Below are 21,723 nucleotides of genomic sequence, written 5' to 3'. Positions count from 1 at the left end.
TCTGGCGGCGGGACTCTACGCCCGGCGGCCCCTGCAGGACAACCCGGGATCCGGACATCCCGGCCGTCGTGAAATTGACCCGGATTCGCGCGAATCCTTGCTCCACCCGGGTTTTAGGAGCGGGTGAAATGAATGTTTCCACCCTTCCTCTGGTCCTCGCTCTCACCGCTGCCGCCCCGGCAGCCGTTGTGCTCGACTCGATCACCGGCGCCACCCTCGGTGGCGCTTCGACCAACATTACCGGCCCGGACACCGCGATCGACTTCTTCGGGACACCGGTCCCGATCCCCGACAACGAGGTCGCGGTCCGCTTCCAAACCGGAATCTACTCGTCGACCCTCGACCAACTCGATTTCGCGATCAACATCTCGGATCCCAGCCACCTCGACCCGGTCCAGGTCGTCCTGAGCACCGGTCCCAATCCGCCGGGTGGCACGAGTCCGGTGGCCTTGGGAACCGCGACTCCGACATCGACCGGTGGATTCTCCCAAACGCTTTCGATCAGTCCGTCCGGAACGATCACCCTGACACCGAACACCGAGTATTGGCTGCACTTCACGGCCACCGGCACGGAAACCTTTTACGCTCTCGCTTCAAGCAACTTGACCAACTCGACCGGCAGCTGGGCGTTCACCGAGACTTGGTCACTCCAGCCACCCGCGGCATGGAACCAACTGAACGGACTGACACCGGCTATCCGGATCTCGGCAACCGAGGCGGTTCCCGAAACATCGACCGCGCTGCTGGGAGCCTTCGGCCTGCTGCTCGTTTTGCACCGTCGCAGGGCCCTGTCCTGATCAAGGTGACGTCGCACCGCCCTCCTTCGTCTCCGGCAGCAACCGGAGCGAGTGGTTCCAAGGTGCGACCAGCAGGCTTTCGCTATCGTTCGAAAAGCCGAGATAGCTCATCACGTGACCGCGCTCCATCACGCCCAGCTCGCGCCACGTCGGAAGGTGCCAGAGTCGCATCGTGCGGTCCGACGAGGAACTTGCGAGCGTCCGACCGTCGGGTGACACCGCCAGCTTCGCCAACGGAGCACGATGACCGCTCAGTACCCGTATCCTCGCGGCGGTCTCGACATCGTGAATCGCCACACGGTTCTCGTCATTCCCTGAGATCAGCCATCGTCCGTCGGGTGAAAAGACCATCGGCCCCATGGTGCCGTCGGTCATCTTGATTTGCTCGCTCCACCCGCGCTCACGGGACCCGATCATCACGAATCTCGGCCACATGAATCCCGCGACCGCGTCGCCCTTCGGAGATACCGACAACCTCAGGATGCCGGCGTCCGGATCCGGCAGTGACCACTGAAGTTCGCCGCTCTCGAGATCAAAAAGCTGAAGGCCTGAGTCGGGTCCGGTCACCGCCAACCATCCCGATTCTCCGCGGGCCAACCACGGTTCATCGGCCTCTACTTCGATCCGCTGTTCGCCGGTTTTCTCTCCACTCACCGCATCCCACCATTCGACGAGGAACTCCCCCTGCTCCGATCGCCATGTCGCTGCCCGTTCGCCTTTCCGGTCAAAGCACAGCGCCTTCCGGTCTACCGACGGATCAAGAGGCATGATCGGACCGCCAACGCTCCCGAGAAGCACGGCTCCGTCCCTCGACTGAGCCAGCCAGCGGGAAGCATCCGGCCCGTGCGCGACAATCTCCAGACCGGATCCGGCCGCGCCTTCGGATGACTCGGCCATCTCCCCGAGGCGCCAGATTCGAACGGTCCGGTCTTTCGCGCCGGAGGCGATTCGCCGTCCATCGGTGGAAACCGACAAACACAGGATCTCGTCCTCATGACCCCGCATGACTTGGCGGCTCGACAGATTCTCTCCGGACCGGATGACCACCGTTTGCCCGGTCCCCGCCACCGCAAATCCTCCAGATGTCGCGACCACGGAGCGAACCGCACCGTTCGGCAATTCATCCGGAGCCACCACCTGGCCGTCTGGCTTCCACATACGCTCCGCCCGGCCGTCCGGGCTGACACCAAACAAGCGACTGCCATCGATCGAGTAGCCGAGTGCGGACAAGCCGATCGAGGCCGGCAGCTCGGAGACTTCTTCGAATGACCTGAGATCGATCACCCGGAGAGGACCGCCCCCGATCTCCATCCAAGCAAGCCGGTCCTTGTGCACCGCCATCGCAGGTTCGGCAGGAGCGGACTTCCACACCTCAGTCATGGAATCCAGATCATAGATCCGAATGGCAAATTCCTGGCCGTAGCCGTGAAGGACCGCAAGGTGGGAACCGTCACGAACAAACCGGACCTCCCTCACGCTTTGCAGAGGGAGCAGACCGGTGAGCTTCCCATCGGGAAAACTCCAGAGGCGCACGTAAGCGCCCGCCGCACCGGTGGCGAAGCGAGTCCCATCCGGAGCCCATGCCACGGCAGTCAGATCACCCAGCCGGGCAGGCCGTCCGCGCATCCGGACTTCATCCGGGTTCAACTCGGCGCGGAGGATACGGTTCCTGATTTCCGGAGAGGCCGCCACCAGCTTCGCCATCAACGGAATCTCCGCCGCTCCAACCGGGGCATCGGCCTCGGGCAGCGACAGTGCGAGTCGGCCGGTTTCCACTTCCCTGACGAAGATTAGCCCATCCCTTCCGACGCTCGCCACATGACGACCATCCGGCGAGAACGCGACCGAGGTCACCGCCGCCTGGTGATCGGCAAACATCCGCTCGTCGTCGCCTCCGCACATTGCCAGATAGGCAGCCCACTCGAACCCGCGGACATCCGGCTCGCCATCTTCCGGGACGTGACGCTCGAGCATCGAGCGCGCGACCCCAAGCTGACCGTCTTCGATCGCACGACTCGCCAGGTAGACGTCGGCGGCGTACGCGTGCTCCCTCAGATCGTCGGCGGTCTGCTCGGCACGCTCGGCGTTGGACCTCGCCAGCCTTTCCTGCTCCACCGCGACGTTGCGCTCCCTCCGCAGCGCATCCGAACCCACGACGAGAATGATCGCCAGAGCGAGCGCCGATGCCGCGGCCAGCCCGGACAGACCCGCTTGTGCGGGACGACGCTTCGCCCACTTGAGCAAACGCTCGTTCCAACCAACCGGTCGCGCCTTTACCGGTTCACCGGCCAGCCAACGGTCGAGATCGTCCGCAAGATCATCGGCAGATCCATAGCGTTGCCCGGGATCTTCGGACAGGCAGCGCTGGCAAATCGCCGCAGCATCGAGATCCACGGATGCAAGCGACCGCCACCGCTTCTCGACTTTCCGATCCGGTGGTTGTCCGGCGAGAAGGTCGAACATCACCGCGCCCAGACCGAAGATATCGACCGAAGTGGTCACCGCATCTCCCCGCGCCTGCTCGGGCGCCATGTAGGCCGGCGTTCCGCTCGTTGAGCCCGACTCGTCCAGGCCCGCCGCCACCGCGATACCGAAGTCGGCGAGACAGGGTTCACCCTCTGGATCGAGCAAGACGTTCGCGGGTTTGATATCCCGATGCACCAGTCCGTGCCGGTGGGCGTGTGCCACCGCGCGTGCGAGCTTCGAAAGGATTTCAACGACACCCCGGCAACCGTTCCGATCGCCTCTCACCGGCGACCGATCTGCGAGCGTGCCTCCCTTCATCCAGCGGCTGGCAATGAAAAGGAATCCAGCATCCTCGCCTGTCGCATACACCGGCACGATTCCCGGGTGGTCCAGTTTCCCCAAAGCCTGCGCTTCTGCCATGAATCGACTCCGGTCGGCCGTCCCGCCAAGTCGGGGATCGAGAAACACCTTCAGGGCGACCTCCCGATCCGGACCGGGCTGGAACGCTTGCCACACCTCGCCACTCGCACCCCGCCCGATCCGCTTCAGCAGACGGAACCCACCGAGATCGCCAGGCAGTTCGAACAAATCACTCTCCTCCGAGAAGAGCCCGTCCACGAGGCAGTGGCGGCAAACGCCATCCGACTCGCGTCCGCAGACCGGGCACTTCGAATCCGCCATCACCGCGACAGGAGTTGGAGCAGATGCTCCAGTTCGTCCGAGGCGTCGTCCTCCGAGCCGAGCGTCGCCGACACCTCTTCCTTGACCAAGTCACCGAGACGCTTGCGCAACCGATGGACCGCCGACTTGGTCGCGGCCAACGACACACCGAGTTTGTCGGCGGTTTCCGCCAGCGATACCGCGCCACGCTCTCCCGAAAGGAATGGAGCAAGCACATCGAAGGGTCTTCCGTTTTCCTCCCACTCCGCTTTCAGCCTGAGCAAGGCCCGGTCGACAAGATCCTCGGCCCAGCGTTTGTCGAACGCTTGCTCAGGGCTCAGTCCGTCTCCGCCATCGAGCTCCTCATTCACCTCGACGAACTCATACCCCCCACCGCGTTTCTGACGGCTTGCCGCCTTCCGTGCGTTGGCGAAATGGTTGCGCACACAACCGAGCAGGAAACTGCGGAACCGACCCTTCTCCCGCTCTGCCCGCGAGAAGCCGTCACGCTCCATGAAGTCATGGAAGAAGTCCTGCGTCAGATCTTCGGCATCCGCCTCCGCACAGCCGGACCTCCGGAGGAAGGAGTAGACCGGCCCCCAGTAACGTCGGCAGAGCTCATCCAAGGCCGCCCCGCCTTCCGGTGCCTTGACCTGGTCCAGCAGGGTCCAGCGGGTCGTCAGAAACAAGGGGGAGCTTCCTTCCATCCCCGCCAATCTACGAATTCTCCGCGGCCCGATCCAACCCCAATCGGGGCCCATTCCGGACACGGAAAAGCCCGTCTCCGCCCATGGCGGAAACGGGCCCTATCTTGTGCCTCCCTGAAAATTACTCGTCACCCTTGGGGGCATCCTCCTCGGCGGGCGCCGGAAGATCCTCCTCAAGTTGGTCAAGCGGACGGAAACGGTCCGGACCCACACGCAGTTTGAGTCCACGACCTTCGAAATTCATGTCGACGTTGAGGCGCTCGATTCGCTCCCGGATGTCGTCCGGAACCGCAGCCTTGTCCTGCTCCGTATCGTAAGGACCTTCCCACAAGAGCTTGCCTTCCTTGTCGTAGGCCTTGACCTCCTTGTGGCCATCGACGCTCTTCATTTCGACGCTGCCCTTGTCGTCCATCAGGCGGACCGAGCTCTCGGCGTTGAAGTCGAACTTCATCTGCATGCCGTTGCCACCGCCACGCATCTGCTGCCGGAGCCGCTTCATCAACTCCTCCTGGACTTGGTTGCCGGCCGCATTGCCCGGATCGACCTGACCGAGATCGAGCATTTCGAACTGGCGCAGGTTCTTCTCGAGCGCCTCGCGGATCTTGTCGGCGTGCTGCTCGGGGAGGTTCTCAAGGAATCCGTCGAGCGCATCCGCCCCTGCAACCCCCTCTTCGGGAGCCGGCGCGGGCATCTCCGCGGGGGCCTCCGCGAGCGTGAGCGAAACCTTCTTGCGATCCCCTTCGTGGATCACCGTCACCTCGACCTCGTCACCGACCTGATGCTTGCCGACCGCGCGGCGCACATCGTCGGGCGAACCGACCGCGGCTCCGCCGACTTCGACGAGCAGGTCATCCACCTGAAGTCCGCCCTTGGCGGCAGGACCACCGGCGACGATATCGGCGATCACCAGACCCTGGCCATCCTCGAGCTTCAGATGGTTGGCAAGGAGCTCGGGGACCGGATCAAGGACCACCCCGATGAACGGACGGCCGGCCTTGACCTCGGGCATCGGCAAAGCGTTGTCACCAGCCGGAGCGGGCGCGACCTCGGCGGCCGGCTGGACCGGCGCGGCGGGCACTGCCGGAGCCGGCTCCACATCGGCGGGCGGCGCCTGCGGCGGGATCGGCTCCGGATCCACCGGCGGTTCGATCGCGATGACCGGCAACGCGAACGCCGCCATGCAAAGGAGCTGTTTTGAAGTCGTATTCATGATTGATATGCTTTTCCGGTCTCTGCCGGCGCTTTCATTACGAGAAGCGTAGTAGATCAGGATTCTTGTCTTGAAATCACTGCACCTGTTCCGGAACCACGATGTATTCCACACGCGGCACCTTCACCTCGTAGGTTTCACCCTTCTCGTTGAGGAGCTTGACCTTGTCGTGATAGATAACCTTCACGACGCGCATCGCATCACCCCGGTTCCACACGACACCCATGTCCCGGGTATCGCTGACACCCGACTGGAAGCTGGCGGGAACGAATGCCGCGGGATCCATGTCGGACGCGATCCCTCCGGCGCGGGGTTGCGGGCTCTCCGCAACTCTCGGCGAACCTCCATCGGCGGGTCCCATGAAGTAGGCTGTAAGACCACCTGCAATCGCCACCGCGGCAGCGGCCGCCCACCACGAGGAGCGGGACTTGGAACGCGAAACCGCCTGCTTCGCCTCACCCGGAAACGGAACGACCTTGCTGGGCGACGGAAACGGGTGCGATTCCAGAATCTCGAGCAACCCGGAGGAAAGATCCGCCCGCAAAGCCGCGGGGCGGGTTTCGCCAAGCGATCGCTCGAAGGCGCGCATGCCGTCATCCAGCTCTTCCAGCGAGCCGTCGATCGCCATCTCCAGACGATCGGCCAGAGCGCCATCAAGCGCGTCGGGACGAAGCGACCGGAGTTCGGATTCAAGCTTTTGGAGTTCGGAGTCCATGGTTTGTCAGATGGAGAGATCGCCCTTGCGCCGGGCGGACCCGAGTTTCTTCTTCAGGGCTTCAAGTCCGTAGCGATACCGCGATGCGGCCGTGTTTGGAGAAATTTCGAGAGCCTCGCCGATCTCGGCAAAGGTCCGCTCGCCCCAGATCTTCATCACGATGACCTCGGAAAATTTCTCGGGCAGCTCCTTGAGCCCGGCCTCGATCAGCCCGCGGGTCTCCTCGTCCGACTCATCGCCGGCAAACCACGGATGGAAACTCTCCCGGTGATCCTCCTCAATCCCGCCTTGGGAGACATCCTCGCGGCGCCGACGGCGGTCGTCGCGGCGCCCGAGATCGATCGAGAGCCGGCGCAGGGTCGTGTAAAGATAGGGCATCCACGCCTCCTGCCCGCCGGAAAACTGCCCGGTCCGGAGCTTGTCGACGAGCTTGACCAACGCGTCCTGGAGAATGTCCTCGGCGTCCTCGTGCGAACGCGTTTGCTGCCGGGCGAACAGCAGGAGCCGCGGCCCGTTCTCTTCGAGCCACGCCCTCCACTCGCTTCCGGCCGGTGATAAATTGACGGCGGTTGCTGGTGTCACGCTTTTGTCATCCCGGGTTTTCATCCAGTTAGCGTTACGGGGTCGAAGCCTTGTCTTTTCCGGCCCTGCCGAAGAATTCGGCCAGCGCGCGTCCCGTCGCGGATTCCGCGCGTCGGGCGATCTCACCCGGCCTGCCGACAGCTACCACATCGCCCCCTTTCCGTCCACCACCGGGTCCGAGGTCGATCACGTGGTCGGCGGCGGCAATCACGCTGAGATGGTGCTCGACGACCAAAACGGTGTGCCCCGCCTCCCGAAGCTTCACGAACGCCGACAGCAGGCGGTCGACATCCCCGAAGTGCAGCCCCGTGGTCGGCTCATCGAAGAAATAGAAGGTGTGCGGAGCCGCGGGACGGGCGAGTTCGACCGCCAGTTTCAGCCGCTGCGCCTCGCCACCCGACAGCGTGCTCGCCGCCTGCCCGAGCTTCAGATAGCCGAGTCCGAGCTCATCGAGGATCTCGAGGATTCCGGACAGCTTCGGCACCGCGCCGAAGACCCCCTTCGCCTCCGACACCGAGAGTTGGAGCACCTGCGCGATATCGAGCCCCTTGAACGTGACTTCGAGCGTCTCGCGGTTGAACCGCTTGCCGCCACACGAGGTGCACTCGACCCATGCGTCCGGCAGGAAATGCATCTCGATCTTGAGCCGGCCCGCACCTTCGCAACGCTCGCAACGACCGCCGCGCGTATTGAAACTGAACCGTCCCGGACCATAGCCGCGCTGACGGGAAAGAGGCAGCTTCGCGAAAATTCCTCGAATCAGATCGAAGGCCCCGGTGAAGGTTGCCGGATTCGATCGCGGACTGCGACCAATCGGAGCCTGATCCACGATCACCGCTTTGCCGAGTCCCTCCAGACCTTCGACCGAATCATGGGCACCGGGGCGATCCGTTCCGCCATGGAAGTGCCGGCGCAAGGCGCGCATCAGGATGTCGTCCGCCAAGGTCGACTTGCCGCTGCCGCTCGGACCGGTGAGACAGGTAATCCGACCCAACGGGATCTCGACATCGATTCCGCGCAAGTTGTGCTCTCGCGCGCCGCGAACCACCACACGGCCATCGAACCAGTCGCCGGATGCACCGGACGCGGCAGCAGGCGCCACCCCGGCCTCAAGCCAGCGCTTGGTAGGCGACTCATCACCGACCTTATCAAATGGACCGCATGCGAGCAGCTCACCACCCTGCTCACCCGCACCCGGCCCTAACTCGATCAGCCAGTCAGCCGCACGGATCATCGACTCATCATGCTCGACCACCACCACCGTGTTGCCCCGATCGCGGAGACGCTTGAGCGCCTCGATCAACCGGTCGGTATCCGCCGGGTGCAACCCGATGCTTGGCTCGTCCAGAACATAGAGCACCCCGGTCAGACCGCTGCCGAGCTGCGTCGCCAAACGGATCCGTTGGGCCTCCCCGCCCGACAGGGTTCCACTCGCTCGATCTAGCCCGAGGTAGTCGAGCCCCACCTCGACCAGAAATGACAACCTCTCCCGGAGCTCGGAGACCAGCCGCCCGCAGATGGCGGCACGGTCGGCCGGCAACTGGACATCAGCGAGCCAGGCCACCGCCTCATCGACCGGCAGTGAGCAGAAATCCTGGATACCCAACCATCGGTCCGCTCCCTCGATCCTGACCGACAGCACCGCCGGATTCAGCCGGCGCCCACCACAGACCCGACACGGCCGCTCGGCCATCACACGACTGATTCGGCGCTTCACCGCTTCGGACCGAGCCGTCCGCCACTTGCGCTCGGCTTCATTGCAGAGACCCTCGTAGTTTTTGAACTGCGGCTTCTTCTCCACCCCGACTTTCCATCCTGTGGCGAGACGCCCTCCGTGAAAGAGCAACTCGGATGCCTCTTCGGACAGACCATCGATCTTCGCATCTTCCGCAAGCCCGAACATCGCCAGCAAGGCCTTCAACTCTCCCTGCAAACTCTGACCGCGACGCGCCCCCTTTTTCCACCAACCCGTGATCGCACCCTGCAGCAGCGGCAGCTCGGGATCACCGACAAGCAATCCCGGATCACAGAAGCGCTCGGTCCCGAGCCCCTCGCAGGCCGGACAGGCACCCAGGTGCGAGTTGAAGGAAAAGTGTCGCGGGCTGAGCTCGCCAATCATGAAACTGGTCGCGGGATTCCGGTAGCTGGTCTGAAACGAGCGCTCCTCCCACGCCTCGTCTCCGGGCGGCTGGATCAGAACCCGGGCCTCACTTCCACAGATCCGCAGGACCGTCTCCACCGAGTCGGCGAGCCGCGATTCGATCCCTTCGCGCACCACCAACCGATCCACCACGATCTCGACCGTTTCCACCCGCTCCGGCCAGCCCCGCTCCGCCTCCTCAAGATCCAGAATCTCACCGTTGACCCGGACCCGCACGAATCCTTGGCGACGGAGATCCCCGATGAGGCGCTCGGCATCGGCCGCTTCGTCCCGAGGCACCGGCGCCAGCAAAACCAACTTCGTGCGCTCCGGTTCGGACGAAAGCACCTCGACCATGTCCGCCGCCGTCATCCGCTCGAGCCGCTCACCGGTCTCCGGATCATGCGGCGTGCCCGCCGCCGCCCACAGGACACGCAGGTGCTCGTAGATCTCGGTCACCGTCGCCACAGTCGAACGCGGGTTCAACCCACCGCTGCGCTGCTCGATCGCGATTGCCGGACTCAAGCCCTCGATCGCGTCGACGTCCGGCTTCTCCAACTGGTCGAGGAATTGTCGGGCGTAGGCGGACAGCGACTCGATGAACCGGCGCTGCCCTTCCGCGAACAGCGTGTGGAATGCGAGCGACGATTTGCCGCTGCCACTCGGGCCGGTCACGACGACAAGCTTCTCCCGGGGAATCTCCAGATCGAGGTTCCTCAAGTTGTGCTGCCGCGCGCCACGAATCCGAATCACTGCGAAAGAATCCTCACTCCGCCTTTGATGTTTGAAGCGTAAAGTTCGACTCTCGTCCCATGCTTCAGCGCTTCCTCGACCCCAAACACCCCTCACTCAAAGTCTGCGGAGTGACGCTGGGCGGCGATGCGGAGCGTTTGGCCGAACTCGGCGTGGACGCGCTGGGCGCAAACTTCTGGCCTCGCTCCAAGCGCTACCTTGACCCCGAGTGCGCCGGATTCCTGGGCGACCTTGCCGGACGAATCCTGCGGGTCGGAGTCTTCGTCAATGCCGGCACCGAGCTGCCGATCTCACTCTTCGAACAAGGACTGATCGACGTCGCCCAACTCCACGGCGACGAGCCCGCGAACGAGATTGCCACACTTCAGGAAGCAGGCATTCCGGTCTTCCGCTCCGTCGCCGTCCGCGCTGAAGAAACCCTTGCCGCCGAGCTGTCCTCGGGACCTGACGCCATCCTGCTTGATGCCCATGCCCCCGGCATTTACGGCGGCACCGGACAAACCATCGACTGGGACGCCGCCGCCACATTCATTAGCGAGCACCCGGACACCCCGGTCATTCTCGCGGGAGGGATCACTCCGGAGAACGCCGCCGAGGCCCTGCGCAGCACCTCACCGGCCGCGCTCGACACCGCGTCGGGTTCGGAGTCCGCCCCAGGCATCAAGGACTTCACCAAGGTCGAAGCACTGATGCGGGCGATCCGGGCGGATCAGGACTGAAGCAGGGACCGAAGATCATCCTGCGTCCAACCGGCAGGAATCCCCGAGGTCGAGCCTCCCTGCACCGCTTCGATCATCGCGCGCTTCGCCGCCTGAATCCGTCGGACCCGCTCTTCGACGGTATCCCTCGCCAGCAATCGGTAAACGGTGACCGGCTGCGTCTGGCCGATCCGGTGCGCCCGGTCGCTCGCCTGCGCCTCGATCGCCGGATTCCACCAAGGATCCATGTGAACCACCGCATCCGCCGCAGTCAGATTGAGCCCGTAGCCGCCCGCCTTCAAACTGATCAGGAACACCGCCGAGCCTTCGGAGTTCTGGAACCGCTCGACCAGTTCGGCCCGGTTGCGAGTCGATCCATCGAGTAGAAATACGTGATCCGCGGGTAGTTGAGCGCTTCTATTTAAGATATGTAAATATTCAACAAACTGACTGAATACCAATGTTTTCTTACCTTGCTGATGACGCTCCTCCAACAACTCCAGCAGGCGCCGCGTCTTCACCCCGGTCGACCCGCCCCCATCCTCTCCACCAACGAGAGCCGGCTCCAGACAGACCTGCCGGAGACGCAGCAGCACCGTCAGCAAATGGAGACTCGCCGCCCCCTTCGACACGATCTCCTCCAGCCCCTGCAAACCCGCTTGCGCGAACTCCCCGTAGATCCGCCTCGCATCGGAATCGAGATCCAGCCACTCGTCTACCTCCACCTTTTCCGGCAGATCGGACGCCACCTCCCGCTTGGTCCGGCGCAACACGTAGGGCGAGATCCGCAACCCGAGCCTCACCCGGTCCGAGTCGGTCGGATACCGTTCCGCAAATTCCTTCCTCGGGCCCAAATACCCCGGCGCAACAAACCGGAAGATCGACCACAGGTCCTCCAGGCGGTTCTCAATCGGAGTTCCCGTCAATGCGAGCCGCTTCCCAGCCGGCAATTTCGCCAATGACCTTGAGACATCACTCGACGGATTCTTCAGCACACTCGCCTCGTCGCAGACCACGAGATCGTACTCCTGCCCGAGGTGAAACGCCCGGTCCCGGCAAAAAGTCCCGTAGCTCGTCAGGACCACCGTCGCAGCCCCCGCATCCTCACGCAATCGATCACGCCCCGGGCCATGAAGGCACACGAGCGACATCGATGGCGCAAATCGAGCGAACTCCGCCCGCCAATTCCCCAGCAAGGTGGTAGGCACTAGCAGCAGCGCACGGAAGCCTCCTGACTCTTGATTCAAATGACTAATTAAAGCAATCGTTTGCACCGTCTTCCCAAGCCCCATTTCATCCGCCAACAGCGCGCCGGAAAGCTGCTTCAAACGCTCGCTTAGCCACTGACAGCCCTCCTGTTGATAACCCCGAAGATGTCCTTGAAAACCGGTCGGAACAACAAACCCTGCAGTATCTTTTAAGCATTCGTTATCAACATTTTCCGAAAGTTTTTCCTGTAGTTTCGTGAACAAGTATCCTTGAGCACGGTTGATCGGGATTCGCGCATCATCGGGAACAATTCCGAGATCCGAAAGCAGCGGCTCAACCAGATCGCGGATCTCACTCCGAACCACCACAACCGCTCCCTCACGGGTCTTCACCGAGCGCCTCCCCGACCTCAAAATCTCCCGGACGCGCTGCGGAGAAAGCCGTCGTCCATCGTTTGCTTGAAACGATATTTCACAACTCAATGAACCGGGTCCATCCACCGCGACCGTGGGAGCCACCACATGGACGGAGCCTAGAACATGCTCAAGGCGCGGACCCACCTCCACCACTCCACGACGGCGTAATTCAGGGAGCTCATCGGCAATCCATCCCAGAATCCGGTCCGGGTCCCTCATACGCAGTTCACCGGCATCGACCTCCTCCCACCCGGCCGCTTGAAGACCTTCAGCCCACCGCCGCTCCGCATCCCGCGACCGAGCCAAAACGTGCCCCTCCCCGTCGACCCGAGGCAAATCTGCCTTCTCGGCGGCCCGGCCCGGGCTCGTTTCCCACTCGCCCTTCCCGTAGCGGAACCCCAGCGTGCCCTGCAGCGCATTCAAGGAGCCTTCCACACTCAGCTTTGCTTCCAGTTCGGCACTTTGGAAACGGAGGGAAGCCAGCCAGCCGGGCGCTTCGCTTGGCAGCAGGTCCAGCCATGCATCGAGGTGGGCCACAAACGACTCCACGCTCACACTGACGCGACCCTCCCGCACCAGCTCGCGCACCGCACGCTCCCATGCCTCACCCGGACTGTCCGCGGGCAGTTTGCCAATGTGCCATTCATCCTTGTCGCACCGCAAAATACCCACCCCGCCGATCCAAGGCACCGCCGTTCCCGGATCCTCACCAAGCGACAGCACCACTTCACCGCCGACCAGCGAACTGTCGGCCAGCGGCAATGGAGGCATCGCGTCATCGGAAACCGTAACCGGGATCTGCTGCGATTCGACTTCGACCCGTGAGTGCCCGACGAGCGAATCGAGAAACTCCGCAATCTGCCCGTCCGACAAACTGAGCAGACCACCCTGTCCACCTCCTGACTCGGCAAGCCATACAGCGAGCCTCGTGTCGAATGCCTCCAGCGGCGCGTCGACTTCCACCAACCGGACCTGAAGACGGGATCTCGCCAGCATCTTTTCGGCATTGGCGGGAAACCCAACCCGGAACGCCCGGACATCGACGGGCGAGGCCGGCGTCGTCGACCGCTCCCCGGACTCGAGCTTGGGAGACTCCGACGCCATCAGCAACAGGGCCACCGCATGCGCGCAGACCTCGCCGGTCGAACGGTTCACCGCACAGCCGCACTCCACGGTCACGCCGCCATCCTCGCATCTGGCCACACACCGGAGTGCCCGCTTGCCTTGACGGAAGGTCCCGGTAACGAGCGAGCCACGACGCTTGAGATCCGGAGCGGCACCACGCGCCGCCAACGACTTGCCTTCCTTGAAGGCCTGCCATCCGACCTGTCCACGCAACCACTCTTCCGTCCAATCCATGCTTTGGTCCCCGATTTGTTTTGCCACCTCGGCGCTCGACCCGGAGACTCCTTGCCTGCTACGGGTGGGTGCGCCAGATGAAAGTCGTTGCGATCGGAAATCAAAAGGGAGGAGTCGGTAAAACCACAACGGCACTGAACCTGTCGGCCGCACTGGCCTTGCGGGGACAACGGGTGCTCCTGATCGACCTCGATCCGCAGGCAAACACGACGAGCGGGCTTGGCCTCGAGGTTGATGGCGACGATTCGGTCTACCCCGCCCTGCTCGGCGAAGCCGACGTTCGCGACAAGATCCGCGACTCGGGCCGCGAACGACTTTCCGTGATCCCGGCCCACATGGACCTGGCCGGCGTTGAGATCGAACTCGCCCGAAGCGACGACCACCTCGTCCGACTCCGCCACCATCTTCAGGGACTCAAGCCGAACGATCTGTTCGACTACTGCATCCTCGATACCCCGCCATCTCTCGGCGTGCTGATGACTTCCGCGCTCGCCGCGGCCGACGAGATCATGATCCCGCTGCAGTGCGAGTGGTTCGGCCTCGAGGGATTGGCGAAGATCGTGCACGTCATCGACCAGATCCGCGACTCCGGCGCCAACCCGGACCTCCTGCTGGAGGGTATCGTGATGACCATGTTCGACGGCCGCACCAACCTCGCCCGCCAGGTGGTCGAGGAAGTCGGGAACTACTTCCCCGAACAGCTCTATTCGACCGTGATTCCGCGGACGATCCGGATCGGCGAGGCACCCAGCCATTCCAAGACGATTTTCGAGCACGACCCCCAGGGAACCGGAGCCGTGGCCTACATGGCGCTCGCCGACGAGTTCCTCGCCCGCCACGGCCGACCGGTGGAGGTTGCGGCGCTACCCTGAGGGGCGCCGGCGCCTTGACCCGGTCATGGAGGTTCCGATTGCGCCGGAACCCCCTAGATATCATGGAGAAACAGGCATTCCCGCTTGACCGGCGAGTCGGGCGACGGCCATATTTTCGCCCCTCTCCCGGGTCTCCGGCAGAGGGATTTTTTCATACCTTCGGTGCCTCGCGGCCCGCCGCGATCCGGAGGAATCGCATTTGGCGGCCCGTCCGCCCACCTGACACCCACTAGAATGTTCTCACGCTTTTTCGGAAACTGGTTTTCCAACGATATCGGCATCGATCTCGGCACCGCCAACACCCTCGTCAACGTCAAGGACCAAGGCATCGTTCTCCGCGAGCCTTCGGTCGTCGCAGTCAAGGCCGGCACCAACGAAGTGCTGGCTGTCGGCGACGACGCCAAACGGATGCTCGGGCGGACGCCCGGCAACATCATCGCCATCCGCCCGCTGAAGGATGGCGTGATCGCCGACTTCCAAGTCACCGAGGCGATGCTCCGCCACTTCATCCGCAAGGCGAACAACAACCGGCGCAACAACCCGGTGGTCGTGATCGCGGTCCCGTCCGGCATCACCGAGGTCGAGCGTCGCGCGGTCTCCGAGTCCGCCGAACAGGCCGGAGCCAAGGCGGTCCACATCGTCGAAGAGCCGATGGCCGCCGCAATCGGTGTCGGGCTTCCCGTGATGGACGCATCCGGCAACATGATCGTCGACATCGGCGGTGGCACCACCGAGGTCGCGCTGATCTCGCTTGGCGGCATCGTTTACGCCCGCTCCGTCCGCACGGCCGGCGACGAACTCGACGAGGCCATCGTTTCCTACATGAAGCGGGCCTACAACCTGATGATCGGCGAACGCACCGCGGAGGACATCAAGATCCGTCTCGGATCCGCCGCGCCGATTCCCAAGGAGATCACCATGGATGTGAAAGGCCGCGATCTGGTCGCCGGTCTGCCGAAGACCGTCACCATCACCTCGCAGGAAATCCGCGAAGCGATGGCGGATCCGCTCGCCACGATTGTCGATGCCGTCCGCACGACGCTTGAACGCTGCCCGCCGGAACTTGCCGCCGACCTGGTGGACCGCGGGATCGTTCTGGCCGGCGGTGGCGCGTTGCTCCGTGGCCTCGACCGCCTGCTGCGCGAGGAGACCGGTCTTCCCGTCCATGTCGCCGAGGACCCCCTCAGCGCCGTGGCCGAGGGAACCGGCAAGATGCTGCAGGAACTCGACGTCCTGAAGCGCGTGACCAACAACTCGCGCTGAACCGGCTTCCGACGGTCGAATGAAGCCGCTCAATCTGCTGGCGCTGCTCCTGTTTCTCGCAGGTGCGACGTGGGCGCTCACCCGGAGCGAGCGGAGCGTGCGGGAGATCCAGGCCACCTACTATCGGGCTATCTCCCCGTTCCTGACCGTCGGGTCCACGCTCGAGGGCAAGGCCCGCGCCTTCCTCGACGAGGTCGAGCACTCGAAGATCTACGAAGCCGAAGTCACCGCGATGAACGAGGACTTCGGCCGCCTCAAACTGATCGAATCCCAGTTCCGGAAAGTCGAGGCCGAGAACGCGGCACTGCGTCGCGCCCTCGACTTCAAGGAACGAACCCGTTTCGACGTGGTCGCCGCCCGCGTGACCCGGCGCCAGCCGGCATCATGGTGGCAGACCGTCGAGATTGATCGAGGCGACGAGTCCGGAATCGCCACCGCCTACACGGTGGTGACCGACCGCGGCCTCGTCGGCAAGATCGACCAACTCGGGGAGCACCGCTCGACGGTGATCCTGCTCACCGATGAAGCCTGTCAGGTTTCCGCGAAAGTCGAAGGCAGTCCCGAAGTCGGGATCGTCCAAGGCCAGCGGGAACAGTTCGGCGGAAGCCCGATGCTCCGCCTCCGTTTCCTTTCCCGTGATGCCCGCGTTCGCGAGGGTATGCGGGTCTTTTCGACCGGCCGCGGCGGCCTTTTCCCTGCCGACCTCCTCCTGGGAGTCGTCGAGCACGTGGAGCCTGGGCCGCTCGCGACGGAGGCGCTCGTGCGTCCGTCGGTCGACTTCCAAAATCTGGGAACGGTGTTCGTACTCACCCCTCAGAAGGAAGAATCGTGATCCGCTACACCTTGTCGCTCATCGCGCTCGTCCTGCTGGCGGTCATCATCCAGCAGTTCATCCCCGCCCTCACACCGCTGTTCGGCTCGCGGCTGATGCTGGTGCTGCTCGTCTTCCTCTGCGCCTCGAGCACGGTGCCCGCGCCGGTGATGCTGATCCTCGCCTTCGTCTGCGGGTTTCTTCACGACGCCGAGAACGCGCTCGGTCCGCACGGCGGCGACCCGGAGGTCTACAACCCCGGCGTCGAGCAACTGCGCTTCGGCTACTCGATCGTGCTCTACGGCCTGATGGGCTACCTGATGCAGGGCATCCAGCCGCTTTTCCGCCAAGGCAAGTGGCAGTTCTCGGCGATCCTCTCGGGCATCGCCGTCTTCCTCTACCTCCTCTCCGAATTCCTGCTGATCAATTTCGTTCGGGGTGACTTCACGTTCTCCCGCTCGACCTTTTTCAAGATCACGTTCACCTCGAGCCTGACGATGCTGTTCTCGCCGCTCGTGTTCTGGCTGCTCTTCCGCATGGCGGAATGGAGCCACTACACGATCCGCTTTGACGGCCTCAAAAAGCAAAACCGCCGCGCCACGGCGTTCTGATCGAAATGGAACCGCGCCAAAGCCTCCGCATCATCCTCCTGACCGCCCTCGTGCTGGTCGGGTTCGGAGCCCTGCTGTCGCGACTCTACGACTTCCAGATCAACCGCCGCGCCCACTACCAGGCGCTGGTCCCCGGCGACCGCGAGGTCACGGTCCGGGAACCGGGTATCCGCGGCGCGATCCTCGACCGCAACGGCGTCGAACTCGCGCGCAACAAGCGCAACTACGAGGTCTACTTCGATCTCGAGGAGATCTACAAATCCTACCGCAGGCAGCATAACGAGGATGCCACCCACGAGGTACTAGGCAGCGAGAAGGGCATGCCGCGTGTGAAAGAGGAGACCGACATCGTCGAGATCGTCAACACCTGGGTGATTCCCCGCTTGGTCGATCTGGGTGTCGCCAAGAACTACAGCGCCAGCGCGCTGAAGACGCACTACGTCACCCACCGCGGTCTCGTGCCATTCTCCTACAATACCGAGCTCGACTACGCCGAGTTCGCCCGACTGGCCGAACACAGCGTCGAGGTCCCCGGAGTCTATCTCGATGTCCGCCCGCAGCGCGAGTATCCGTACAAGGCGCTGGCGTCGCACGTTTTGGGCTACACCCAGCCGTGGGAGAAGGGCGACATCCCCGACCAGGCTAAGCGGCAGTTCGATCACTACATCGGCGAGGAGAAGGGCAAGAGCGGCATCGAGGCGACCTTCAACGACATGCTCAGCGGCCCGGCCGGCAGCCGGACGCTGGTCAAGAACGACAAGGGCAAGATCACCGGCATGATCGACTACCGGCCACCGGATGTCGGCGCCGACGTCACCCTGACCATCGACGCCCGCGTGCAGTATCTCGTCTCGAACGTGCTCCGCCGCGCCGGCCGAGCCGCGGGAGTGGTCATGGACGTCCGCACCGGCGAGATCCTGGCGATGGCCTCGGTTCCTGACTACAACCCGAACGACTACATTCCCAGTATCGACGCCGAGGTCTACAAGGCCTACCGCCTGAACCCCTGCTCGCCGTTCACCGACCGCTGTATCTCCGGCTTCGCACCGGGATCGACATTCAAGCTCGGAACCGCGGTAACAGGCGCACTGAATGGCTATGCGGACCGCAGCTACTCGTGCTCCGGCTTCGTCGCCTACGGCAGCTACAAGCCCCGCTGCTGGCTGCGTTCGGGCCACGGCACGCTCAGCCTGCCCTCGGCGATCCAGCGCTCGTGCAATCCGTATTTCTTCCGGATGAGCAACCAGCTCGGAGGAGAGAAGATGGTCGCGGGACTGACCATGCTCGGCTTCGGACAGCCGACCGGCGTGCCCCTTCCCAACGAAACACCGGGCGTGTTCGCCGGTTCGAAGATCTGGCGCCAGGCGAACCGGGGCGAGCCGCTGACTCCCGCCACCATCGCCCAGCTTTCGATCGGCCAGGGCGGCACTCTTGCCAGCCCGCTGCAGCTCTGCGCGATGGTGTCGTGCATCGCCAACGGCGGCCGCTACTACAAGCCGCGACTGGTAAAGTCGGCGATCCTGCCCAACGGATCGGTGCTGGTGGAAGACCGGCCCAGCCTGAAGGTCGACCTGATCAAGGAGGGCATGCGCCCCGCCGATCTCGAGAAGATCCGTCTGGGCATGTGGAAGGCCGTCAATGAACCCGGCGGTACTGCCGGGCGCACCAAGATCCCCGATGTCGAGGTCGCGGCCAAAACCGGAACCGCCCAGACTTCCGACGACGGCAAGCCGTCGCACAACGCGTGGACCGTTGCTTTCGCCCCCTTCGACGAACCCCGCTACGCCGTCACCGTGCTGGTGCAGAACGGCAAGTCGGGCGGCGCCGTCTGCGGACCACTGGTTCACCTCATCCTCCGCGGCCTGCTGGCGCGCGACGAGGGCATGCGCCTCCCGCTCGGCCAACTTGAGCCCGCAATCGGGAACAAGGATCCTATCGAAGTGACCGAACTTCCCGAAGACGTTCTTGCGGCCATTGAAGCGACCGACGTCGGCGAGACCGGCGACGAAACCGGCTCACCTCTCGCAGTCCAACCGGCAATCACCCTGCCGGTCGATGAACCCGTCACCCCCGAACCCACCATCACCCCAGAAGTCGACGAGGAAGGCACCGTGATTCCGCGTGCCGTTCCCGTCGAAGAACCCTGAAACCCTTTCCCCAAAGCAAACCATCATGATCAAACGCATCAAGCGCATCCTCGGCATCGGCAAGCCCAGCCCGAAGGAAGGCAACACCATCATCATCAACAACGAGGCCCTGGAACGGCGTGTCGCCCTGCTCGAGGACGGCATGCTCGAGGAATACACGGTCGAACGCGAAGGAGACGACAACATCGTCGGCGGCGTCTTCAAGGGCCGGGTCAAGAACATCGAACCCGGCCTCAAGGCGATGTTCGTCGACATCGGCCTCGACAAGAACGCGTTCCTCCACTTCTGGGACGCCCTCCCTGCGGCGCTCGACTCGGGACTTGAGGAGATCAAGCGCGGCAACAAGCCGAAGAAACAGAAGAAGATCAGCTCGAAGGACATTCCGAACATCTACCCGGTGGGTTCGGAGATCATGATCCAGGTCTCCAAGGGACCGATCGGCACCAAGGGTCCGCGGGTCACCACCAACATCTCGCTGGCGGGCCGCTACCTCGTCCTCATGCCTTACACCGAGCAGTTCGGTATTTCGCGTAAGATCGATGACCCTCAGGAACGCGCCCGGCTCCGCAAGATCATGCAACGGCTTTCGGTGCCCGACGGCATGGGCATCATCATGCGCACCGTCGCCCTCGGCACCCGGGCACGGCACTTCGTCCGCGACCTCGCCATGCTTCTCGAGCAATGGGAAGAGGTCGAGAGGAAGCGGGATTCCCGCCCCGCGCCGGTCTGCGCGTTCCGCGAACCCGGCCTGATCGAGCGGACGGCCCGCGACTTCCTGACCGACTCGGTCGATCAGGTGATCTGCGACGACGAGGAGACCACCGAGCTCGTTCGCGAGATCGCCGGCAAGGTCTCCCGCCGCGCCAAGCGCCGCGTCCACCACCTGCCGACGACCCAGCCGATCTTCGAGGCACTCAACCTCCAGAAGCAAATCGACGAAGCCTTCACCCGCCAGGTCTGGCTGAAGTGCGGCGGCTACATCGTCATCGACGAGACCGAGGCGCTGATCTCGATCGACGTCAACACCGGCCGCAACCGGGGCTCGAAGGACGTCGACAAGATGATCCTTCAAACCAACATCGAAGCCGCCGAGGAGACCGCCCGCCAGCTCCGTCTCCGGAACATCGGCGGTCTCGTGGTGGTCGACTTCATCGACATGCGCCACCGCCGGGACCAGCAGCAGGTCTACAAGGCGATGAAGGAACGCCTCAAGCGGGATAAGGCGAAGACTCAGGTGCTTCAGATCTCGTCAATCGGCCTGATGGAGATGACCCGCCAGCGCCTCAACGAGAGCCTGCTCGATACGATGTACGAGCCATGCCCGTACTGCCAGGCCCGCGGCCGCGTGAAAACACCGATGACCATGAGCGTCGAGATCCAGCGCCGCCTGACTTCGGTGATCGCCAAGATGCGCGAGAAGGGCGAAGGCGATCTGATCGTGGTCGTGAGTCCCGACGTGCTGAACCGCTTCAAGACCCTCGACAGCAAGATCCTCGTCGAAATGGAGCGCCAGCACTCCGGCCGCCTTATCTTCCGATCCGACCCGGCTCTCCACCGCGAGCGTTTCGCCATCATCGACGCCAAGACCGAGAAGGCGATCGAGTCGGCCTGACGGACCGCACCCGGCCCAAGCCCCCGATCTGGATGTTCGAAGTTCCCCGTTTACGGGGTCTTCGGGCAGATGCCATGTTTTGCCCACTTTGGGACCGCCCCCAACCCTCGACGCACGCCTGTAATCCTCTTCCAGATGAAACTCAGCAACGCCTTCCGCCTGCTTGTCACCCTCTTGCTGGCCTGCCTTCTCCAATTCTCCTGCGAGGAACATGCCGGCGAGCGGAACGACGAGATCATTCAGGTGGAGTCCGATGACGAGGAGATGAATGAGGCGATCGACACCGCCAGAGAGACCCTCGATCAGTTCTTGGAGAAACGCTCCGGCAGTAAGGATGAGTTCTTCGGCCTCCTGAAAGTGTACTTCGAAGATGAAGGCGACTCAGAAGAAAACGGCGAGCACATGTGGGTGAGCCTGATCTCCGAGGAGAACGGCAACTTCACCGGCACACTGCTCAGCTCCCCCGGATGGCTCAAGAGCGTCAAGCAAGGCGATGAAGTTGGATTCGGCCGCTCGGACATCACGGACTGGCTATACACTGAAGACGGTCGTGCCGTCGGAGCCTACACGGTTCAACTCCTCCGGTCGCGCATGACCGAGGAGGAACGGGCGGACCACGACTCGAGTTACCCGTTCTCCTTCGAGTAATCAGGATTGCGGCACCCAATCGTAAGCAGCGATCCCAGATCGGGTTC

The 21,723-nt window shown here is 63.5% G+C and carries 16 protein-coding genes; 9 read left to right on the top strand and 7 right to left on the bottom strand.

The features are described from left to right. Positions 1-128 precede the first annotated feature (128 nt). Entirely contained in the window at positions 129-797 is a 669-nt protein-coding gene (locus tag HAHE_RS19120; RefSeq protein WP_338686727.1) for a choice-of-anchor R domain-containing protein, read from the top strand. Here the strand turns inward: HAHE_RS19120 and HAHE_RS19115 are convergent, their stop codons facing one another. The 6 genes from HAHE_RS19115 to uvrA all read right to left on the bottom strand — a co-directional run bounded on the left by HAHE_RS19115 (position 798) and on the right by uvrA (position 10,030). After that, positions 798-3,944 (bottom strand): serine/threonine-protein kinase, encoded by a 3,147-nt coding sequence (locus HAHE_RS19115; protein ID WP_338686725.1) that lies wholly within the window; start codon positions 3,942-3,944, stop codon positions 798-800. It lies immediately after the preceding gene. Then, on the bottom strand, positions 3,944-4,630 hold the full coding sequence (locus tag HAHE_RS19110) for a sigma-70 family RNA polymerase sigma factor (protein WP_338686723.1): 687 nt from the start codon (positions 4,628-4,630) through the stop codon (positions 3,944-3,946). Before HAHE_RS19110 ends, HAHE_RS19115 begins: the two co-directional genes overlap by 1 nt. A 121-nt stretch (positions 4,631-4,751) precedes the next feature. Continuing rightward, the gene (locus HAHE_RS19105; protein ID WP_425510995.1) at positions 4,752-5,639 is read right to left on the bottom strand and encodes a S1C family serine protease; all 888 of its coding nucleotides are present in this window, start codon (positions 5,637-5,639) and stop codon (positions 4,752-4,754) included. A 277-nt stretch (positions 5,640-5,916) separates the two neighbouring features. Beyond that, complete coding sequence (locus tag HAHE_RS19100) at positions 5,917-6,555, bottom strand: hypothetical protein (RefSeq protein WP_338686719.1); 639 nt, start codon at positions 6,553-6,555, stop codon at positions 5,917-5,919. A 6-nt stretch (positions 6,556-6,561) separates the two neighbouring features. After that, positions 6,562-7,161: a sigma-70 family RNA polymerase sigma factor gene (locus HAHE_RS19095; protein ID WP_338686718.1), complete on the bottom strand. Its 600-nt coding sequence runs from the start codon at positions 7,159-7,161 to the stop codon at positions 6,562-6,564. A gap of 10 nt (positions 7,162-7,171) precedes the next feature. Continuing rightward, positions 7,172-10,030: an excinuclease ABC subunit UvrA gene (gene uvrA, locus HAHE_RS19090; protein ID WP_338686717.1), complete on the bottom strand. Its 2,859-nt coding sequence runs from the start codon at positions 10,028-10,030 to the stop codon at positions 7,172-7,174. A 59-nt stretch (positions 10,031-10,089) separates the two neighbouring features. On the opposite strand from uvrA, the gene HAHE_RS19085 reads away from it, so the two are divergent. After that, entirely contained in the window at positions 10,090-10,749 is a 660-nt protein-coding gene (locus HAHE_RS19085) for a phosphoribosylanthranilate isomerase (protein ID WP_338686716.1), read from the top strand. Here HAHE_RS19085 and HAHE_RS19080 read toward each other — a convergent pair. Next, positions 10,740-13,349 (bottom strand): DEAD/DEAH box helicase, encoded by a 2,610-nt coding sequence (locus HAHE_RS19080; RefSeq protein ID WP_338686715.1) that lies wholly within the window; start codon positions 13,347-13,349, stop codon positions 10,740-10,742. The two genes, HAHE_RS19085 and HAHE_RS19080, sit on opposite strands and share 10 nt — an antisense overlap. Positions 13,350-13,789: 440 nt before the next feature. Between HAHE_RS19080 and HAHE_RS19075 the strand changes: the two genes are divergently transcribed. The 7 genes from HAHE_RS19075 (at position 13,790) to HAHE_RS19045 (ending at position 21,676) form a co-directional block, all read left to right on the top strand. After that, a complete protein-coding gene (locus HAHE_RS19075; RefSeq protein WP_338686714.1) occupies positions 13,790-14,584 on the top strand; it encodes a ParA family protein in 795 nt (264 codons plus the stop codon). A gap of 234 nt (positions 14,585-14,818) precedes the next feature. Then, the gene (locus HAHE_RS19070) at positions 14,819-15,847 is read left to right on the top strand and encodes a rod shape-determining protein (RefSeq protein WP_338686713.1); all 1,029 of its coding nucleotides are present in this window, start codon (positions 14,819-14,821) and stop codon (positions 15,845-15,847) included. Between the two features lie 19 nt (positions 15,848-15,866). Then, a complete protein-coding gene (gene mreC / locus HAHE_RS19065) occupies positions 15,867-16,679 on the top strand; it encodes a rod shape-determining protein MreC (protein ID WP_338686711.1) in 813 nt (270 codons plus the stop codon). Beyond that, the gene (locus HAHE_RS19060; RefSeq protein WP_338686709.1) at positions 16,676-17,269 is read left to right on the top strand and encodes a hypothetical protein; all 594 of its coding nucleotides are present in this window, start codon (positions 16,676-16,678) and stop codon (positions 17,267-17,269) included. The genes mreC and HAHE_RS19060 overlap by 4 nt, the downstream gene beginning before the upstream one ends. 5 nt (positions 17,270-17,274) lie before the next feature. Beyond that, a complete protein-coding gene (locus HAHE_RS19055) occupies positions 17,275-19,416 on the top strand; it encodes a peptidoglycan D,D-transpeptidase FtsI family protein (RefSeq protein WP_338686707.1) in 2,142 nt (713 codons plus the stop codon). Between the two features lie 25 nt (positions 19,417-19,441). Continuing rightward, complete coding sequence (locus HAHE_RS19050; RefSeq protein ID WP_338686706.1) at positions 19,442-21,028, top strand: Rne/Rng family ribonuclease; 1,587 nt, start codon at positions 19,442-19,444, stop codon at positions 21,026-21,028. Between the two features lie 135 nt (positions 21,029-21,163). Further along, positions 21,164-21,676 carry a YegJ family protein gene (locus tag HAHE_RS19045; RefSeq protein ID WP_338686704.1) on the top strand — a complete coding sequence of 171 codons (513 nt, stop codon included), beginning with the start codon at positions 21,164-21,166 and terminating at the stop codon, positions 21,674-21,676. The last annotated feature ends 47 nt before the right edge of the window (positions 21,677-21,723 follow it).

Origin of the sequence: Haloferula helveola, from assembly GCF_037076345.1 — a bacterium.
Taxonomy (GTDB): Bacteria; Verrucomicrobiota; Verrucomicrobiia; order Verrucomicrobiales; family Akkermansiaceae; genus Haloferula; species Haloferula helveola.
This window is presented reverse-complemented; position numbering and strand designations above follow the sequence as displayed.

Excerpts from the sequence above, each read along its gene's own strand:
- HAHE_RS19120 (WP_338686727.1), top strand. The coding sequence starts at position 129 with ATGAATGTTTCCACCCTTCCTCTGGTCCTCGCTCTCACCGCTGCCGCC.
- HAHE_RS19115 (WP_338686725.1), bottom strand. The coding sequence starts at position 3,944 with ATGGCGGATTCGAAGTGCCCGGTCTGCGGACGCGAGTCGGATGGCGTT.
- HAHE_RS19110 (WP_338686723.1), bottom strand. The coding sequence starts at position 4,630 with ATGGAAGGAAGCTCCCCCTTGTTTCTGACGACCCGCTGGACCCTGCTG.
- HAHE_RS19105 (WP_425510995.1), bottom strand. The coding sequence starts at position 5,639 with ATGCCCGAGGTCAAGGCCGGCCGTCCGTTCATCGGGGTGGTCCTTGAT.
- HAHE_RS19100 (WP_338686719.1), bottom strand. The coding sequence starts at position 6,555 with ATGGACTCCGAACTCCAAAAGCTTGAATCCGAACTCCGGTCGCTTCGT.
- HAHE_RS19095 (WP_338686718.1), bottom strand. The coding sequence starts at position 7,161 with ATGAAAACCCGGGATGACAAAAGCGTGACACCAGCAACCGCCGTCAAT.
- HAHE_RS19085 (WP_338686716.1), top strand. The coding sequence starts at position 10,090 with ATGCTTCAGCGCTTCCTCGACCCCAAACACCCCTCACTCAAAGTCTGC.
- HAHE_RS19080 (WP_338686715.1), bottom strand. The coding sequence starts at position 13,349 with ATGCTGGCGAGATCCCGTCTTCAGGTCCGGTTGGTGGAAGTCGACGCG.
- HAHE_RS19075 (WP_338686714.1), top strand. The coding sequence starts at position 13,790 with ATGAAAGTCGTTGCGATCGGAAATCAAAAGGGAGGAGTCGGTAAAACC.
- HAHE_RS19070 (WP_338686713.1), top strand. The coding sequence starts at position 14,819 with ATGTTCTCACGCTTTTTCGGAAACTGGTTTTCCAACGATATCGGCATC.
- mreC (WP_338686711.1), top strand. The coding sequence starts at position 15,867 with ATGAAGCCGCTCAATCTGCTGGCGCTGCTCCTGTTTCTCGCAGGTGCG.
- HAHE_RS19055 (WP_338686707.1), top strand. The coding sequence starts at position 17,275 with ATGGAACCGCGCCAAAGCCTCCGCATCATCCTCCTGACCGCCCTCGTG.
- HAHE_RS19050 (WP_338686706.1), top strand. The coding sequence starts at position 19,442 with ATGATCAAACGCATCAAGCGCATCCTCGGCATCGGCAAGCCCAGCCCG.
- HAHE_RS19045 (WP_338686704.1), top strand. The coding sequence starts at position 21,164 with ATGAAACTCAGCAACGCCTTCCGCCTGCTTGTCACCCTCTTGCTGGCC.